This window comes from Lacunimicrobium album (genome assembly GCF_052161635.1).
Lineage (GTDB): Bacteria > Planctomycetota > Planctomycetia > Planctomycetales > Planctomycetaceae > SXPC01.
In genome coordinates this window covers 3067010-3084528 of record NZ_CP197413.1, presented here as the reverse complement: position 1 = coordinate 3084528, position 17519 = coordinate 3067010, and the positions used below count along the sequence as shown (strand labels likewise).

The 17519-nt window shown below is 54.2% G+C and carries 17 protein-coding genes; 9 read left to right on the top strand and 8 right to left on the bottom strand.

From position 1 onward, the window contains the following. Positions 1 to 62 precede the first annotated feature (62 nt). The 4 genes from SH248x_RS12285 (at position 63) to SH248x_RS12270 (ending at position 4652) form a co-directional block, all read left to right on the top strand. Complete coding sequence (locus SH248x_RS12285; RefSeq protein ID WP_459554571.1) at positions 63 to 899, top strand: phytanoyl-CoA dioxygenase family protein; 837 nt, start codon at positions 63 to 65, stop codon at positions 897 to 899. Between the two features lie 61 nt (positions 900 to 960). Then, positions 961 to 3225 carry a bifunctional SulP family inorganic anion transporter/carbonic anhydrase gene (locus tag SH248x_RS12280; RefSeq protein ID WP_459554570.1) on the top strand — a complete coding sequence of 755 codons (2265 nt, stop codon included), beginning with the start codon at positions 961 to 963 and terminating at the stop codon, positions 3223 to 3225. 47 nt (positions 3226 to 3272) lie between these two features. After that, positions 3273 to 4046 carry an NIPSNAP family protein gene (locus tag SH248x_RS12275; protein ID WP_459554569.1) on the top strand — a complete coding sequence of 258 codons (774 nt, stop codon included), beginning with the start codon at positions 3273 to 3275 and terminating at the stop codon, positions 4044 to 4046. Positions 4047 to 4106: 60 nt separating this feature from the next. Further along, entirely contained in the window at positions 4107 to 4652 is a 546-nt protein-coding gene (locus SH248x_RS12270) for a transposase (RefSeq protein WP_459554568.1), read from the top strand. Between the two features lie 41 nt (positions 4653 to 4693). On the opposite strand, the gene tpx is transcribed toward SH248x_RS12270, so the two are convergent. Beyond that, positions 4694 to 5194 (bottom strand): thiol peroxidase, encoded by a 501-nt coding sequence (gene tpx / locus SH248x_RS12265; RefSeq protein ID WP_459554567.1) that lies wholly within the window; start codon positions 5192 to 5194, stop codon positions 4694 to 4696. 396 nt (positions 5195 to 5590) lie between these two features. Here tpx and mnmG point away from each other — a divergent pair, with 396 nt between their 5' ends. The 3 genes from mnmG to SH248x_RS12250 all read left to right on the top strand — a co-directional run bounded on the left by mnmG (position 5591) and on the right by SH248x_RS12250 (position 8079). Then, entirely contained in the window at positions 5591 to 7399 is a 1809-nt protein-coding gene (gene mnmG / locus SH248x_RS12260; RefSeq protein ID WP_459554566.1) for a tRNA uridine-5-carboxymethylaminomethyl modification enzyme MnmG/GidA, read from the top strand. Between the two features lie 44 nt (positions 7400 to 7443). Beyond that, a complete protein-coding gene (locus SH248x_RS12255; RefSeq protein WP_459554565.1) occupies positions 7444 to 7668 on the top strand; it encodes an AbrB/MazE/SpoVT family DNA-binding domain-containing protein in 225 nt (74 codons plus the stop codon). A 117-nt stretch (positions 7669 to 7785) separates the two neighbouring features. Continuing rightward, positions 7786 to 8079 (top strand): type II toxin-antitoxin system death-on-curing family toxin, encoded by a 294-nt coding sequence (locus tag SH248x_RS12250; protein ID WP_459554564.1) that lies wholly within the window; start codon positions 7786 to 7788, stop codon positions 8077 to 8079. A gap of 126 nt (positions 8080 to 8205) precedes the next feature. Here SH248x_RS12250 and SH248x_RS12245 read toward each other — a convergent pair whose 3' ends face one another. Next, positions 8206 to 8565 carry an RNA recognition motif domain-containing protein gene (locus SH248x_RS12245; protein WP_459554563.1) on the bottom strand — a complete coding sequence of 120 codons (360 nt, stop codon included), beginning with the start codon at positions 8563 to 8565 and terminating at the stop codon, positions 8206 to 8208. Positions 8566 to 9118: 553 nt separating this feature from the next. Here SH248x_RS12245 and SH248x_RS12240 point away from each other — a divergent pair. Both SH248x_RS12240 and SH248x_RS12235 read left to right on the top strand, forming a co-directional pair. Further along, positions 9119 to 10588 (top strand): cytochrome P450 family protein, encoded by a 1470-nt coding sequence (locus SH248x_RS12240; protein WP_459554562.1) that lies wholly within the window; start codon positions 9119 to 9121, stop codon positions 10586 to 10588. Between the two features lie 211 nt (positions 10589 to 10799). Then, positions 10800 to 11705, top strand: coding sequence for a Gfo/Idh/MocA family oxidoreductase (locus SH248x_RS12235; protein ID WP_459554561.1), 906 nt, complete (start codon positions 10800 to 10802; stop codon positions 11703 to 11705). A gap of 273 nt (positions 11706 to 11978) precedes the next feature. Here the strand turns inward: SH248x_RS12235 and SH248x_RS12230 are convergent, their stop codons facing one another. From SH248x_RS12230 to SH248x_RS12205, 6 genes are all read right to left on the bottom strand, one after another. Continuing rightward, positions 11979 to 13115, bottom strand: coding sequence for a serine/threonine-protein kinase (locus SH248x_RS12230; protein ID WP_459554560.1), 1137 nt, complete (start codon positions 13113 to 13115; stop codon positions 11979 to 11981). A gap of 556 nt (positions 13116 to 13671) precedes the next feature. Next, complete coding sequence (locus tag SH248x_RS12225; protein WP_459554559.1) at positions 13672 to 13986, bottom strand: hypothetical protein; 315 nt, start codon at positions 13984 to 13986, stop codon at positions 13672 to 13674. A 140-nt stretch (positions 13987 to 14126) separates the two neighbouring features. Then, positions 14127 to 15035: an RNA ligase family protein gene (locus SH248x_RS12220; protein ID WP_459554558.1), complete on the bottom strand. Its 909-nt coding sequence runs from the start codon at positions 15033 to 15035 to the stop codon at positions 14127 to 14129. An 84-nt stretch (positions 15036 to 15119) separates the two neighbouring features. Beyond that, the gene (gene gcvT, locus SH248x_RS12215) at positions 15120 to 16205 is read right to left on the bottom strand and encodes an aminomethyltransferase family protein (RefSeq protein ID WP_459554557.1); all 1086 of its coding nucleotides are present in this window, start codon (positions 16203 to 16205) and stop codon (positions 15120 to 15122) included. Between the two features lie 72 nt (positions 16206 to 16277). After that, on the bottom strand, positions 16278 to 16658 hold the full coding sequence (locus SH248x_RS12210; protein ID WP_459554556.1) for a GxxExxY protein: 381 nt from the start codon (positions 16656 to 16658) through the stop codon (positions 16278 to 16280). Positions 16659 to 16713: 55 nt separating this feature from the next. Beyond that, positions 16714 to 17478, bottom strand: a complete 765-nt coding sequence (locus SH248x_RS12205) for a succinate dehydrogenase/fumarate reductase iron-sulfur subunit (protein ID WP_459554555.1) — start codon at positions 17476 to 17478, stop codon at positions 16714 to 16716. Positions 17479 to 17519: the final 41 nt, after the last annotated feature.

Sequence of the window (17519 nt, the reverse complement as noted above, 5' to 3'; positions counted from 1 at the left end):
GCGCACCACATGAGAATCGGGACGAGCCGACCGTTCTCGCGTGACACAAGGACACCACGACCATGAGTTCCGCTGCAACATTCAAAATAGTTCCCGACGAAAACGAACTCAAATCGATTGATCGCAAGATCGGTTTTCATCCCACAGTCAATGAGCATCCCCAATCGCTGACGCGCGAGCAGATCAATCATTTCAACGCACATGGCTATATTGCACCGGTCTCGATTTATACCGTCGACGAGATTCTCGCGATTCGCATCTATTTCGATGATTTGCTCAACCGCGTGATCGCAGACGGCGGGACCAGTTATTCGATCAGCAGTGCCCATCTGAAATACGGACCTGTCTACGATATCCTGACGAATCCGAAAATCGTCGCCTGTGTCAAAGACCTTCTCGGCGAAAACGTCGTTGGCTGGGGATCCCACTTCTTCTGCAAAATGCCCAATGATGGCATGACCGTCGCCTGGCATCAGGATTCCAGCTACTGGCCATTGACTCCGACGAAAGCCGTCACTGTTTGGCTGGCGATCGATGATGCAGATGTCGAAAATGGCTGCATGCGGTTCTTGTCAGGCTCGCATCACTATGGGCATGTGACGTATAAAGAGAGCAATCCCGAAGAACACAATGTTTTGAGTCAGACCATCGACAATCCTGAACAGTACGGAACGCCGGTCAACGATATCCTCCAGGCCGGCCAGATCTCTCTTCACAGTGACTTGCTGCTGCATGGCTCGGATGCGAACAATTCGACCCGACGCCGCTGCGGCCTGACCCTGCGTTATACCCCGTCGGATGTGCATGCCGCTCTTGGCTGGAATGCCAAAGGCGTTGTGGTTGCAGGTGTTGATTCGTCCGGTCACTGGGCCAACCCGCCACGGCCGACGGAGAGCTGATCTGTTTCGACGATCATCCTGATGGTTGCTGTCACCATAGAAAAAGTGAGAATTGAAGCCTATGTCGACGATCGAAGACTCGTCTCTTTCCCCGCGTGATTCACTCGTCAAGGATTTTCTGGCTGGCCTGGTCGTGTTTCTGGTGGCACTGCCATTGTGCCTGGGAATCGCCCGGGCAGCGGGTGCTCCTGCAATTGCGGGCATCATCTCGGGAATTGTCGGCGGAATCATCGTCGGCGCCTTGAGTCGCTCTCAGACATCGGTGAGTGGCCCTGCAGCCGGTATGGCGGCCATCATGCTGGCAGAAATTTCCCGTCTGGGAAGTTTTCAAGCTTTGCTGTCTGCCGTCGTCGTGGCGGGTGTGATTCAGATCCTGATGGGGACAATCCGAGCCGGTTTGATTGCGAAGTTTTTTCCTTCCAGCGTGATTAAAGGGCTCCTCTCGGCGATCGGGATTATCATCATCCTCAAGCAGATCCCTCACTTATTCGGGCACGATACGAACTTTGCGGGCGAAATGTCCTTCTACCAGCCGGATCAGGAAACGACCTTCTCAGAGTTTCGAGGCATCTGGAACGACTTTCACCTCGGCCCCGCGATCATCGGGCTGATCAGCCTGGCGTTCATGATTGCCTGGGAACGAATCGAAGTTCTACGCAAAGGACGTGTTCCTGTGGCGATTGTCGTGGTTGCCATTGGACTGTTACTGGATTACTTCTTTGACATGATGGGCGGACATCTGGTTGTTGCGTCCTCCCATCAAGTGTCGATCCCACCTGGAAACTTCTTTACCATGCCCGACTGGTCAGCCTTTGGTGATCCCCGGATCTACATTTCTGGTGTCACGATCGCGCTGATTGCATCGCTGCAATCTCTGCTCAACATTGAGGCCATCGATCGACTCGATCCCCAAAAACGCAACACGCCTCCCAGCTGGGAACTCGTCTCGCAAGGCGTTGGAAATCTTGTGTGCGGTCTCATCGGTGGCTTCCCTGTGACTTCCGTCGTCGTTCGCAGTTCCGTCAATATCGACTCTGGCTCGCAGTCCAAACGCTCGACCATTTTTCACGGCGTACTTCTGGCGGTCGCGATTTATTTCTTCATCCCGCTGCTCAATCGTATCCCGCTTTCGTGCCTTGCAGCTATCTTGATTGTCACCGGTTACAAACTCGTCTCGCCTGAGCAAATCAGAGATATCTGGAAACGAGGCTGGGTCCAGTTCATTCCGTTTATCGTGACCGTACTCGCCATTGTTTTGACCGACCTGCTGGTCGGGATTCTCATCGGCCTTGGAACCAGTGTCTTCTTTATCCTTCGCAGCAATCAGGCTCGTCCACTGCGACGCATCGTCGAGCGTCACCTCTCTGGCGACGTCATGCGAATCGAACTCGCTTCTCAGATTACCTTCCTCAACAGAGCAGCCTTAGGCGACGCGCTGTACGCTGTTCCCAAAGGCGGTCACGTTCTCATCGATGCCCGCAATACGGTCTTCATCGATCCGGATGTTCTCGATATGATCAACGAGTACAAAACTGATTACGCCCCGGCACGCGATATCAAAGTCAGCATGCTCGGCTTCCGCAGTAAGTACAACGTCGAAGACGATATCCAGTACGTCGAATACTCCGACCGCGACCTGCAGGATAAAATGACCCCTGCCAGCGTGCTCGAAATCCTCAAAGCCGGCAATAAGCGCTTCCTCGAAGGTCGACCGCTCACGCGGAACCTGACCCGTCAAAAAGACGGGACCGCACAGGCCCAGTTCCCGATGGCTGTCGTCCTCGCCTGCATCGATTCGCGAACCCCGTCGGAACTCGTCTTCGATCTGGGTCTGGGCGATGTCTTCTCGGTCCGAGTCGCGGGGAACACGGTCAACGACAAGATCCTGGGAAGCATGGAATACGCCTGCAAAGTCGCAGGCGCCAAACTTCTGGTTGTCATGGGACACTCCCGATGCGGGGCCGTCAATGCAGCCGTCAGTTTTCTCGCCAGTCATCAGCGTGCCGACGAAGTCACAGGCTGTCAGAATCTGCAGTCCCTGATGGATGACATTCAACAGGTCGTTGATGCCCCGGACCGTGAGCGAATCTCGAAGATGTCGCCAGAAGAAATCGCCGTCTTCGCCGATGAGATCGGCAAGCAGAATGTGCGAGCAGTGATCAATCGAATTCTCGAGCAGTCCGACACATTACGGACGTTGCACGAGGAAGGCAAAATTGGCATCGTCGGAGCCTTCTACGATGTCACCGACGGCGGTATTCGTTTCCTCGAACTGATGGGTGTCGACGCGTCTCACGCCGACAAGACACTCGCCATGGCGAACTGATTCAGAAATGACTTTGATCGAAATTCTCACCACGAAAGAATGCGAAGATGCGATCCTTGCTCCTCCCCCTGTTGACCCTGGGAATCCTGATGGTGACTACGACAACCCGCGCCGAAGACGCCAAGCCGATGTATTACGTCCTGCAGACGTACCACTTTACTCCTGAACAGGAGACTGCGGTCGTCGATAAGTATCTGAAAGATGCGTTTCTCCCCGCGCTCAATAAGAAAGACATCGGCCCCGTTGGTGTTTTCAGTCATAAAAAAGCAGAAGAGTCGAAAGACATCTACGTCCTGATCCCGTTTGAGTCTCTCGAAACCTACGAATCACTTTACGAAGAACTCGCAGCCGACAAAGACTTCGTCGAAGCTGCGAAGGACTACTGGCTCGCCACCAAACAGCAGCCGCCGTATGCCCGTCTGGAAACACAGATCAGCAAAGGCTTCAAGAACGCCCCCGGTCTGATGGTCAACTATGACACCCTGAAGAAAGACGGCCACTACTTCGAAATGCGCGTCTACAAAAGCCACAACGAAGAATATGCCCGACGCAAAGTCGCGATGTTCAACGACGACGAACTGGCCGTCTTCAAAGAAGCAGGCGTCGAGCCAATCTTCTTCGGCCAAAACCTCGCCAGCACTCACAATCCTGCTTTGACTTACATGATGGTCTTCGAATCCGAAGAAAAGCAGAAAGCCACCTGGGACAAATTCCTCAGCTCAAAAAGCTGGGCTGCCGTCAAAGACCTCCCCAAGTACAAAGACACGGTCTCTGAGATCATCAAGATCGTACTAGTGTCCAAGCCTTATTCACAGATCTGATCTCTTAGGCGAGCGGGGGGTGTCAACCCCCTGTGCCTTCATCAACGAATAACGCCAACAATGTCCAATCCTCTTCCTAGACGATGTTGGTTCCTTACCTGGACAACCTATGGCTCATGGCTTCCGGGTGATGATCGTGGCTTTGTCACTCCAAAGTTTCAACATTCCTCAACCGAGCCTCGACACAATCAGTTACAAACTCCTTACGACGAAGGCCAACATCGCCTTCAAATTCTCGCAAGCAAGAATTTGTCTCAGGCACCAGTTTTCCTGGATCGTGAAGATGCGATCGTTATCCAGACGCAATTACTGGAAACAGCAGATTATCGAGACTGGAACATTCTTGCTTATGCGATTATGTCAAACCACATCCACCTCGTGGTGATGGTGAACGGCGACCCAGATCCTTCAACTCTGCTCAGAGATTTCAAAAGCTATGCATCGCGACGATTGAATGAATCTCATCGGGTAAACAAGACCTGGTGGACCGAGCAGGGGTCCAAGCGAAAAGTAAATGACTCGCAGCATCTGGCGAATGTCATTCAGTATGTGAGAGATCAGTATGCTCCGTTGTTGGTTTGGAGCGATAGTCGCTTTGTGACGTAATCGAAAGCACAGGGGGCTTACGCCCCCCGCTCGCCTTCAACCTACTTCACCGCAGCAATCGCCTTGGCATAATCTGGCTCGTTAGCGATTTCAGAAACATACTCGACGTGAGCCAGCTTCCCAGCTGGATCGACAACGAAAATCGCGCGGCAGAAGCAGCGATCGAGTCCGCCACCCTGGATCAGAACGCCATAGCTCTTGCCGAATTCAGCAGTCCGGTGATCGCTCAGGGCTGCAACGTTGGAAACCCCTTCAGCGCCACACCATCGCTTCTGGCCGAACGGCAGGTCGGTGCTGACGACATAAACCTGAGTGTTGCTCAGCTTGGCAGCTTCTTCGTTGAATTTCTTCGTTTCCATGCTGCAGACAGGGGTGTCCAGAGACGGAACAGCGGCGATAATACGGTACTTACCGGCTGAATTGGCCAGCGTCACATCTTCCAATGCATTGCTTTGCAGCTTGAAATCAGGAGCGGCATCGCCCGCTTTGAGTGGAGTGCCAGCAAGCGTGACAGGATTGCCTTTCAGCGTCACAGAAGCCATGATGATGTATTCCTTTTGCGTTTTCGAATCTTGGATGTAAACAGACACGTCGACTCGATTGTAACAGGTCGACCCAAAGATTCACCACTCACAGAGGACCTCACCACAGAGTTAACCTCTCCTGTTTGAAACCATCATGGAGAGAATAAGAGAACCACAGATAAACACGGATTCACACAGATTAAGAGCGTGCAGAGTCATGAGAATTCTGAGAGGCGTTACTATTTGATTCCGTCTCATGGCTTTTTTATCTGTGTCGATCAGCGTTTATCTGCGGTTTAAATCATTTGCCTTCCTGATTGTCTGATTCGTGTTACTTCGTGTTCATCCGTGGTTTTCTTCTTCTCCGTGAGCCTCTGTGTTCCCCTGTGCCCTCCGTGGTAAAACTCTAGTCTTATGCAACACTACAACTTCGACATCATCGTCATCGGCGGCGGCCATGCAGGCATTGAAGCGGCTCTCGCAGCCGCCCGTCTCGGGGCAAAAACGGCGCTGCTCACCATGAACGTCGATATGGTCGGCGCGATGAGCTGCAACCCTGCCATCGGCGGCGTCGCGAAAGGGCAGATCGTTCGCGAGATCGACGCCCTCGGCGGTGAGATGGGCAAGACCATCGACGCGACCGGCATTCACTTCCGCATGCTCAACAGCTCCAAGGGACCGGCGATGCACTCGCCGCGCGCCCAGGCCGACAAAAAAGCCTACCAGTTCCTGATGAAGCATCTGGTCGAAATGACCGACAACCTGCATCTCAAGCAGGAGATGGCTGAGAAGCTGCTCGTCGAAAACGGCAAGATCACCGGCGTCCAGGTTCGAGGACCTGCTGTCTATCGTGCCCAAGCCGTCATCGTGACGACGGGAACCTTCCTGCAGGCGATCATGCATACCGGCGAAGCCAAAACCCCCGGGGGTCGAGCAGGGGAGGGGACAACCGGCACGCTGTCCGATTCGCTGCGTGACCTCGGCTTCGAACTGGCTCGCTTCAAAACAGGCACCCCCGCACGGATCAACGGTCGTACCATCAACTACGCAGCCTGCGAGATCCAGCCCGGCGACGAGAACCCACAGCCCTTCTCGTACATGAACGACTCGCTTCACATTGAGCAAATGCACTGCTGGCTCACTGAGACCAATGCCCATGTCCACGACGCCATCCGCGCCAACCTGCATCGTGCGCCGATGTATTCCGGCCAGATCAACAGCCGCGGTCCGCGTTATTGCCCATCGATCGAAGACAAGGTCGTCCGCTTCGCCGAGAAGGAATCGCATCAGATCTTCCTGGAACCGGAAGGACGCAACACGCTGGAAGTCTACTGCAACGGCATCAGCACCAGCCTCCCCCGAGACGTCCAAGACGAAATGATCCGCAACATCCGTGGCCTCGAAAACGCGGAGATCATGCGCTACGGGTACGCCGTCGAGTACGACTTCGCCCCGCCGACGCAGCTTTCACCGACGATGGAAACCAAGCTCGTCAGTGGCCTCTACTTCGCTGGCCAGATCAATGGCACGACCGGTTACGAAGAAGCCGCAGGGCAGGGGCTCCTCGCCGGAATCAACGCTGCCCTCAAGCTCAAAGGGGCAGACCCCTTCATCATCGACCGCAACCAGGGGTACCTCGGCGTCTTGATTGACGACCTCGTCACCAAGGGAGTCGATGAGCCGTATCGCATGTTTACCTCGCGAGCCGAGTACCGCCTGCTTCTCCGACAGGACAACGCCGACCGACGCCTCACGCCCCTCGGACACGCCATCGGCCTCGTCGACGACGCCCGCTGGACGAAGCATGAACGCTACGAAAACGACGTCCAGCATGCCCTGAAGGTCCTCGCAGCGACCCGCGTTCAGGGCCAGTCCCTCGAACAATGGCTCCGTCGCCCGGAAATCGAGTGGGAACAACTCCTCGAAATGTCCCCAGCCACCGGCGAACTGGCGACCCAGATCAGCGACCGTGCCCGCCTCCAGGCTGTCACGGAGATCAAATACTCCGGCTACGTGAAACGCCAGGATGCCGAGATCGCCAAGGCCGCGAAAACGCAGTCCGTCAAAATCCCCGAGAGCTTCGACTATCACGCCATCAAGCAGCTTCGCAAAGAAGCCAAGGAAAAACTCTCAACCGTCCGCCCCCTCAACCTGGGCCAGGCCGGCCGCATCAGCGGCATTACCCCCGCGGATCTGTCGATTTTGATGTTGTATTTGCGGTAGGTGAGCGTGAATAATTCGGATACGTTCACGTAAAGGATAAATTTATGGTTCGCCTCGTCATTGAGAAGATCGGAAATTCACAGGGAGTCATCATCCCCGCTGATGTCATGGCACGACTGAATGTGAAGGTCGGGGATGTATTAACGATTGACGAAAGCAATCAGATCGTTGAATCGCTGCCGACTCCATCGAAACGCGAACGCATCATGAAAATCGTCGATCAGATCATGGAAGAAGATGACAATCTCCTGCGACGACTCGCTCAATAGTCACCTGACAGAAAGTGTGACATGATGTTTGAGTGGTTAGACGTTGACGACGTCATCGAGATTCATCAGAAGCAACTGGCGAGATATGGCGGGCCGGCAGGTATTCGCGACTAGAATTTGCTGGAGTCGGCAGTTGCCAGGCCGAAACAGAAGTATCATTACGGAAACGTGACAGACGTTTGCGAACTCGCTGCCGCATATGCATTCGGAATCGCTAGAAATCATCCGTTTACAGATGGAAATAAGCGGGCGGCATACTTGGTCATGCGGACATTTCTGATCTTGAATGGTTTGGATATGGAAGCATCCGAAGACGAAAAATACGATCTCATGATCGCTCTCGCCTCGGGGCAACTCAGCGATGATCAACTGGCCGATTGGCTCAGAACAGTAGTCCAATCGATTTCATAGGTCTTTCCAGCGATCGCTAAAAGTCCTTGGTTAAATCGTCGCGCATAAAAAAAAGCCGACACTCTTTCGAGCATCGGCTTTCATTTGTACGGTTAAACTGTCGACAGATCACTGACTAGGGTAATCCTAGTAGCGACCGCCACGGTCACCACGGTCGCCGCGATCACGGCCACCGCCGCCACCACTACGTCCGCCGCCACCGCCGCCGTATCCACCACCGCCACCGCCGCCGCCACCTGTGCGTTCGCGTTCGCGGGCTTCGTTGACGACGAGTTTACGGCCTTGCATATCTGCACCGTTCATCTCGTTGACAGCGACATCTCCACCTGAAGACAGCTCGACGAAACCAAAGCCACGTGAACGACCGGTTTCACGGTCTGTGATCACGCGTGCTGAAACGACATCGCCAAATTGGCCAAAAGCTTGTCGCAGATCTTCGTCGGCGACTCCGAAGGGCAGATTGCCCACATACAATCTCTGACTCATGCAAAATTCCTCAAACGGCTTGGCTGAATCTGCTAGGAAATGACTATCTCGGGACGCCGTGAGGAAACGTAAACTCAGAGCTAGGACCAAAGAGAGCAAAACGCAGGACAACCACAAAACAAGAAAAGGTAACGTATCAAACTTTGTACCCTGTTTTTGTATTCTGTCAAGATGATTCCGGCCTGATTCATTTCCGAATTCTGAAAGCCTGTCAACTCCACCTCACGCCGGAAACACCGGCGTCAAATCTTAACATCGCAGAAGTTGCTTCTCCATCTCTCACTTCCTCTCGGAGATTTAGCCCTAAACGCAGGATCAACATCAACAGTACTGATCGTAAACGCATGAAGGGCAGGTCATAACGGTCACGAAGACTTGTCTTGTGGCTCGATTGTAAAATCGTTAAAAGACCGCCTCGACAATGCTTAGTAGCTGGCCCATATTGGAAAGATGGGCAAGTTGGGGTGAGATTCAAGATGATCTTGAATGCCAGCCGACTCATTGTTGAACGAGCGGAACCACGAAGGTTTCCCTCCAGGTGACACGATTCACGATGGACGCTACACAAATGAGCGAAATGAATTCGCGTGACGCCGCAGGGAATGGACTGCCCCTGCCTGTGACACGCACCAGCATGCAGAGCTTCGCAGACGATCCCGTCGCGATGATGCGAAAACTCAAAGCCGAGCACGGCGATGTCGCATGCATTGAAGACGAACAGGCAAAAGCGTTCTTCGTCTTCCACCCCAAATGGAATCAGTTCCTGCTCAGTCAGCCACAACTGTTCCACAGCCGCTTCTTCGCGATCCGAGGCTCACGCAGATCCGCTCAGCGCAAACTGACCGAAGGTCTGCTCAGCATGAACGACGACCAGCATCGCCGTCATCGACGCATGGTCAAAGAGCCATTCTCCCGCAAATCCATCGGCAGCTACAGCTCGACAATTCAAACACTGACTTCGGAGCTTCTCGCTGGCTGGCAGGTCGGCAAGACCGTTGACATCAACTCGGAAATGACGCACTACATGCTGCGTCTGACCAGCGCGCTCCTCTTCGGAATCGATCACCCCGAGAAAGCTTACGCCATCGGCGAGAAGATCGATACCTGGGTCCGCTACAACCACCGTCTCGGACCGATGGCTTTCGGTTCTCACCCCGATCTTGCCAGCGAATACGAAGACATGCTCGCCTACGGCGAAGAGCTCGAAGACATGATTCGTGAATTCATCACCATGAAACGCGATCAACTCGCCTCTCGCGGTGATGGACCAGCCGAAGACGTTCTCTCCCTCCTTCTGGCTGCTCATGATGCCGAAGGGGAAATCAACGAGGACCAGCTCGTTGGCCATGTGACGCTCCTCTTCGCCGCCGCTCACCTGACGACGGCCCACACCTTCACGTGGACCCACATGCTCCTCTCACAGCACCCCGATGTCGCGACGTCGCTGCTGCAGGAAATCGAAACGACCCTCGGCAGCAGCGTCCCGGAAATGTCCGACTTCGCACGCCTGCCTCTGCTCGATCGCGTGCTCAAAGAAAGCATGCGGATCATGCCGGCGTCTTCATATTCTCAGCGTACGAACGTCGCTCCCGTGGACTTGGGGCCATTCAAGCTTGCTCCCGGCTCTGCGATCATCTTCAGCCAGTTCATGACCCACCACCGCGAAGACTTTTACCCTGAGCCAGAACGCTTTCTTCCAGAACGCTGGCTGACCTGTTCTCCTCCTCCTTATGCCTACCTGCCATTCGGCGCCGGCCCGAGGATGTGCGTCGGCGCAGGGCTCGCGATGCAGATTCTCATGACCGCGATGCCCATGATCATGCAAAAATTCCGACTCAGCCTCATCGCAGACACCCCGATCGAAGCCAAAGTCATCTCCACCATGCTCAATCCGATGCTCCCTGTCATGATGAGCATCAATGAGCAGGACGGCGCCTATTCCGAAGTCAACGTCAAAGGCAACATCCACTCTCTGGTCGAGTTCCCCAGCCGCATCGGTTCACGCAAGAAGATGGTCGCCTGAGACGACTTCCAATTGTATTGCTAGAGCACGCATGTTCCTCACCAGCCAAGTCGATGGTCCGCTCCCCGGAAAACGGAAATGTCCCTCGGCTGTCGAAACTGGTGGTTTCGCCCCAGCTCTCGGGCGTGTATAGTTGTCGCTAACGCGTTGGCAACGCCAATGACTGGCAACGACAACACAGCGGATTTCGGAAAGGTCCGTGGGCTGAACATTGAGTAGTGCGAATCGAGGACCACGTCTGATCCGTCTGGGCTTGATCGGTGTGAGCGCCGACATCAAAGATGTGTATGTCCCGATTTTTCTGAAATACCTGCAACGTATTCAGGTCACCCGCGTCTTCGATCTCCGCAGCCAGCTCTGCAAATCTGCCGCACGGGACATACAAAGCAGATCAACCTGCTCGCTCATGCAGGCTGTCGCTGACGAAAGTATTGACGGTCTCATCTGTCTGCGACCAGGCTGGTATCATCCACAGCTGGCTCGCCTGGCCGATCAGCAGAACAAGCCTCTTCTTGACTTCTCAGGGGTGATCCCACCCACGAGCAGCAACGATGTCTCCTGGAACTCCGTCACGCCAGCCCTCCTGGCCCGCTATCAGCCCGCGATGATGCGTCTCAGAGAGTTGATGTCGACCCAGCTGGGGATCGCAGAAGGTATCGAACTCTGGATTTCTGCCGACACGAACACCATCGACCAGCATCACCTCTCTGACCTCCTTGACTGGGGCATGAGCATTCTCGGACGCGACGTTCAGGGGATCGTCCCCAACAGCGATGCCAGCGTCGCCGCGATCACGATCAACCGGACTCGCCCCGTTCCCGGGATGGTCGAACTTGTTGTCCATCATAAGAAAGCCGAGGAATCCAAGCCTCTGGCTCGTATCGTCTGTCAAAAGGGGATCGCCGAAATCCGCAGCGTCCGCGAAATCGCCTGGCGCGTCACCGATGGCGAAGAGAAAATCGAACTCCACGAAGACGAACGTCGCCCCGAAGAAGTCATCATCGACCATTTCTGCCGACGCCTCGCAGGAGGCCTGATTCCCGTCCCGGAATGGAAAGACCGCGTTCAGGCATCAACCCTCGCCAGCCATGTCCGCGACTGTCTCCGTCTCTCTTAGAAGCTGTCTGAAAATCTAAGCTGAACCGTCAAAACGCCCGATGGGATTCACCATCAAGGCTCGAAGGACATACAGGCTCAAGAAGCCATTTCCGGAAATGAAATCCGTGACACTCTGATCGATTGGCAGAGCGGGATGAGAACCTCATTTAGGTTGATTCTCTGCGAAGCTCTCACTTCAAACTCTTGGCTTCTCTTTGTGAACCTTCGTGACCTTCGAGACTTAGTGGTGAAGGATTCGTCCTCTTTTCCATTTTTAACCGCACCAAACTTGCTAGACCTCGCCCGTCCCCAGCGTTCCCAGCTCATCGAGCAGATGCCGAATGTCGTGTTCGTGCTCGGTATCGAGATTGCCTTTGACCATCTGACGTTCCAGCGGTGCTGCTCCTCGCTCGTCCAGATCCGCCGCTTCCGCCGTCGCGAATCGCTTGGATGGATCCGCATCAATCAGCCCTTTGATCAACTCGACAAGCAGTTCATTGGAAGCCACATCCTTCGGCAGCAAGTCCGGAAAAACATGGACGAAGTTCTTCTTCGCTTCCACGAGCGAGTTGAGATTCGTCAGACCATGAAACGGACTTACTCCTGAAATCATTTCAAAAAAGACATATCCCAGGCTCGCCAGATCCGACGCCGTCGAATGCGGTGCCCCTTCCAATAACTCAGCAGCCGCATAACGCGGCGTCCAGGTCTGAATCGCTGGCTGATCTTGTAGATAAAAGGCCGACCCGAAGTCGATCAGCTTGGCGTTGCCGGTCTTCTTGAGCATGATGTTCGATGGCTTCAAATCGCCATGGACGATGTCTTCTCGATGCAGCGCCGCCAGCCCCGCTAAACACTCCCGCAGAATCGCGACCCCGATCGCCGGCTGAAACCGCAACCGATGCGAAGTCGCGGCCACGATGACATTCGTGATGTACTCAAACCGCTCGCCAGTCACCTTCGACTTCACCAATTCCAGCGTCCGTGGATCAAGCATATGATCCAGATCGAACCCGTCGACCCACTCCATCACCATCGCCTGGATTTGATTAAATGCGACGACATTCTGCACATCCAGCAGATGATCCTGCTGAATCTTGGCGATTCGCATCGCGACATGCGCAATTCGCGACATCTCCTGCTGATAACTCTGCTCATCGCTGTAGTTCTTCGGCGTAAAAAACTTGAGCGCCAACCGAAACGTCGCCGAGTGAGACCCATACCGGTCCGCCAGATAAACCACCGACTGCCCACCCGCCCCCAACTGCCGAATCAGGTGATAAGTGACCGTCCAATGGACTTCGGATTGCGAGATCAGTTCATGAAACTGCCCCAGCAGAGGATTCCCCACCACCGGCATCACACCAGAAAACGGAACCGTCCCATCAAGACTAACTTTCGGCGGAACTTTGCGAGTCGAGTCGTCCATGAGCTGCGCGCATCTACCCTAACGAATGGCGAAAAGAAATGTCAGCCGAGATTGTAGCTGACGGGAAGCCGTCTCGCACCCATGTCAAAGCGGGTAAGCAAGAGAAGATCGCACCGCGCAAACAAAGAGAACGGCGTGGAATCCAGAACCCCCCCAGGCCGGGACTCCACTGCCGCTCTTTCCGTACCCCAGGGGGTCAGGAGAAGGCTCTGACATCCGGGTGGCTCGTGAAAGAGTTCTATTGCAGGTCCCATGCCAACAGCAGAGCCGACTTGCGTGGAATGATCGCAAGTCACAAGTGGAAAACGAGATACGCTATTGTTTCTAATGCAGATCAATAGTAAGAACACACAAGCAATGAGAGAAGATTACAAATCCACAGCCATGGAGTTGTAGACTTTGCAAAGCGACCTGGGCCAATCAGCATCCTCAGATGCGCCCCGACCTGTGTCGGTGATGAATCGTCGTGCGCTGAGAACAGCACCATTGTCCAATACGATCGATTCTGCTTGGCGTCTTCGCGACTTTGCGTTGAATCTGGATCTCTCCGCAGTCCTCACTCACCGGCAACCGGCTTGTCTTCCTTCTTCGGCGGCGTCAACTTGACCGTCTTCTTCTGAATATCTTCCACCAGCATCGCGAGGACCTTCGGGTCCTTCTTGTTCATGACATTATCGATCCGCGACTGCGGCACACCCATCCGCGTCATCACGTCGCCAGCCGTCTTCCAGTGGTTCTCCAGCTTCTTACCCGTCGCTAGAAAAATGTTCGTCACCAGTTCCGCCAGCTTCTGCTCATCGAGCTGATCCCGACTGTCGTAATAACGCTTGATAATTTTCTGCTGATGCGACGAAAAATTGCGATTGGACATCCCTGTGCTTTCACTTGAAGTCGGCCAAATTCAGAAAGGGAAATTGGCTCTTGGAATCACAAAGATAGTATCGTCGAATTCAACCCTGTTTCGCCAGTCTGCAAGACAAACTGCGCCGAAGAGCAGGGCTGTTTTCGACTTCACTCGGCCATCGCATATTGCTTGTTGAGAACTTTGAAAGAAACTGACTGATCGATCGCTCTTACAACGATTCCCTCTGCACGAGCACCATTGGAATAGCGAGTTCGTTCAGCCAGGTTCTCAAGTTCATTCAAATCTAGAGGTACTGGTTCGGAAATCAGTTCACACATGGGAACGAAATGGCTCCATTTCGTGAAGGGGTAAGAAAGTCTTTCGCGATTCTTCCACCACGAAAACATGCGAAACTCGATTTCACGAAGTTTCTCGGGGTTTATCTGAATTCCAGGCCCGATGATTTCCCCTTGAATAAACTCTCCCTCCTCCAAATGATCGGCGAGGTGATACTTCTCGAAAATTCGTCCAAAGAGTGTTCCTGGACCAATCGATTTACGCAGATTTCGAGAGCAGATGTAGAACTCACCTTCGAGCTTCCCGAAAGTCGCGGAAGTTCCATCATGCTTAATGGTGACGTAGTACTCCTTCTTCTTGAGTTCTGCGAGCATATCGAGCTGAGACTGCACGCGGATTTCGTCTGTCCTGGAGACGACAGAGGGGAGTGGGCCGATAGATTCGCCGTCATCCGGAATCGGCTTCTCAAACTTTACAACTCCGACGATCTCAGTGACGTCGCTTCCAACTGGCAGTCCAATGGTATCCCGAATGCAAAGTCCTTCGGAGAAGAGCCCGCGTAGCTTCATCGGCTTGACGCGATAATTTACCCGTTCCATGAACGAGAACTCTTCCGTCTGAGGAACGACGGTATCGGTCTCGATGTAGATGCAACGCTCCCCTTCGCGGTGAACTCCTTTGCGCGCAATGACCTTCCAGCCAAGGATGTGGCAAATCTCAAGCTGGTCAGCATTGGGATGAGGTTCGATTCGGTGAATCGTCTGAATGGAGGCAAGCACAGTAAACTCCTCACTGAGTCAATTGGTCTCTTTTGGACTTTCATGACCCGAGCGAAAAGGATTGGTTCGCGTCCGACTTTTGCTTTACGCCCGCTTATAAAACGGCAACGCCGCCACCGTCACCGGAATCCGTGTCCCGCGCAGATCGGCTTCCAGGGCCGTCCCCGGAGTCGTTTGAGCAAAGTCGACCATCGCCATCGCGATCGTCTTCTCCAGTGTGGGCGAGAATGTCCCCGACGTCACTTCGCCGACTTCCGTCGCGCCCGAGAAAATCTTGACTCCTTCGCGCGGAATTCGCTTCCCCTCAACAGCCAGACCAACCCGTTTTCGCTTCAACCCAGCCGCTTTGATCGCGACCAGTTTCTCCTTGCCATGGAAGTCAGGCTTATCGAGCTTCACGGCAAACCCAAGATCCGCTGTCAGGGGATCGGTCGACTCTGAAAGCTCATGCCCATACAACGGCATCGCTGCTTCTAGACGCAGCGTATCGCGACATCCCAGTCCAGCTGGCTTCAGTCCCTCTGCTTCGCCAAACGTCAGCAGCGTCGTCCACAGCCAGACTGCTTGGGAACTGTCGATGATCAGCTCAAACCCATCTTCCCCGGTATACCCGGTTCGGCTCACAACGAGACGATGATCATTCAGCGTCATCTCGACAAACGAATAATACTTCATCCCGGCGATCTCTTCGGGCAGCATCTGCTGAAGAATCGACAACGCCTTCGGACCCTGCAGGGCTAACATGAACTCATCCAGCGTACGATCTTCAAACGAGATCTCACTGCCAGCCGGCAGATGCTGCTTGATCCAGCCCACGATCTTCTCGCGGTTGGACGCATTGACGACGATCATAAAGTCATCCGCATCCAGGCAGCTGATGAGAACATCATCCAGCACGCCCGCCTCATCATTGGTGACGAGAGCATACTTAACCGACCCCGGCTTGATCTTCGCAACATCAATCGTCACCAGCGTATTGAGAAACGCCGTCGCACCAGGCCCCGACAGATACAGCCGTCCCATGTGAGCAATATCAAACAGCCCCGCTGCCTTCCGCACCGCATGGTGCTCATCCACAATCGACCCATACTGAATCGGCAACTGCCAACCCGCAAAGTCCACAATCCGACCACCCGCTTCGACATGCCATTGATACAAAGGTGTTTGCATAGAAGATCCAGAATGAACGCAAAGTCGCGATGACGCCAGGAGACGCAAAGCGAGGGAGATTTTGATAAAAGACTAAAGGCCATTGACGACGCGGTGGATGCCATCTTTGACGTAGCGCTCGCCAAAATTGATGATCAGTCCCAGTTTGAGTTCTGTCAGACGAAGATACGTCAGCAACTGATACTCGAAGATCTTGTTGTAGTCGATCGTCGCTTTACATTCCACGATGACCAGCTTGTTGACAATCAGATCACAGCGAAGCGGTGCAGTGATCGAGCGACCCTTATATGTAATGGGAACAATGACTTCCCGTTCAATAAACATGCCAAGCAGCTCAAGCTCATACTGCAGGCATTCCTGATACACCGACTCCAACAACCCCGGACCACCCAGTGTCTTATGCACCTCAATCGCTGCCTCAACTAAGACTCGACTGATCGCATTCTCGTCCACTGAATTGCCCCTTGCGGCCCCTTGCGTCTTAGCGCCTTCGCGTTGAAAAAACTCTCTAGTTCCGCGAGGTCAACGAGGCCCACATGTACTCCCGGTTCAACCGGGCGATGTTCTCGACCGTAATCCCAGCAGGGCAGGCGGCCTGGCATTCATTCGTATTGGTACAGGCCCCGAAGCCTTCTTCATCCATCTGAGCGACCATCTGCAGGACCCGCTCTTTGCGCTCTGGCTGACCGTGTGGCAGGAGCGCGAACTGTGTGACCTTCGCTGAGGTGAAGAGCATGGCTGAGGCATTCTTACAAGCCGCCACACAGGCACCGCAGCCAATACAAGCTGCTGCGTTGAAGGCCAGGTCAGCATCGACTTTGGGAACGGGAACCGAGTTCGCTTCCGGAGCATTCCCGGTATTGATCGAAATATAACCGCCAGCTTGAACAATGCGATCAAACGCAGAACGATCGACCGCAAGGTCTTTGATGACCGGGAATGACTTCGCGCGCCACGGCTCGATGACAATCGTCTCCCCATTGCGGAAGCGTCGCATGTGCAGCTGGCAGGTGGTCGTTTCGTTGTCCGGCCCGTGAGCCTGGCCATTGATCATCATGCCGCAGGAACCACAGATCCCCTCGCGACAATCGTGATCAAACGCGACTGGTTCCTCGCCTTGACGGATCAGCTGATCGTTCAGCACGTCCAGCATCTCCAGGAACGACATGTGGGTGTTCACATCGTGGAGCTTGTACGTCTTGAATTGGCCAGGCTGGTCTTTGCCAGATTGACGCCAGATCTTCAAGGTCAGTGAAAGTTTGCCGGTGCTCATGGTATAGGGCTTAGGGCTTAGGGATTTGGGCTTAGAGTCTT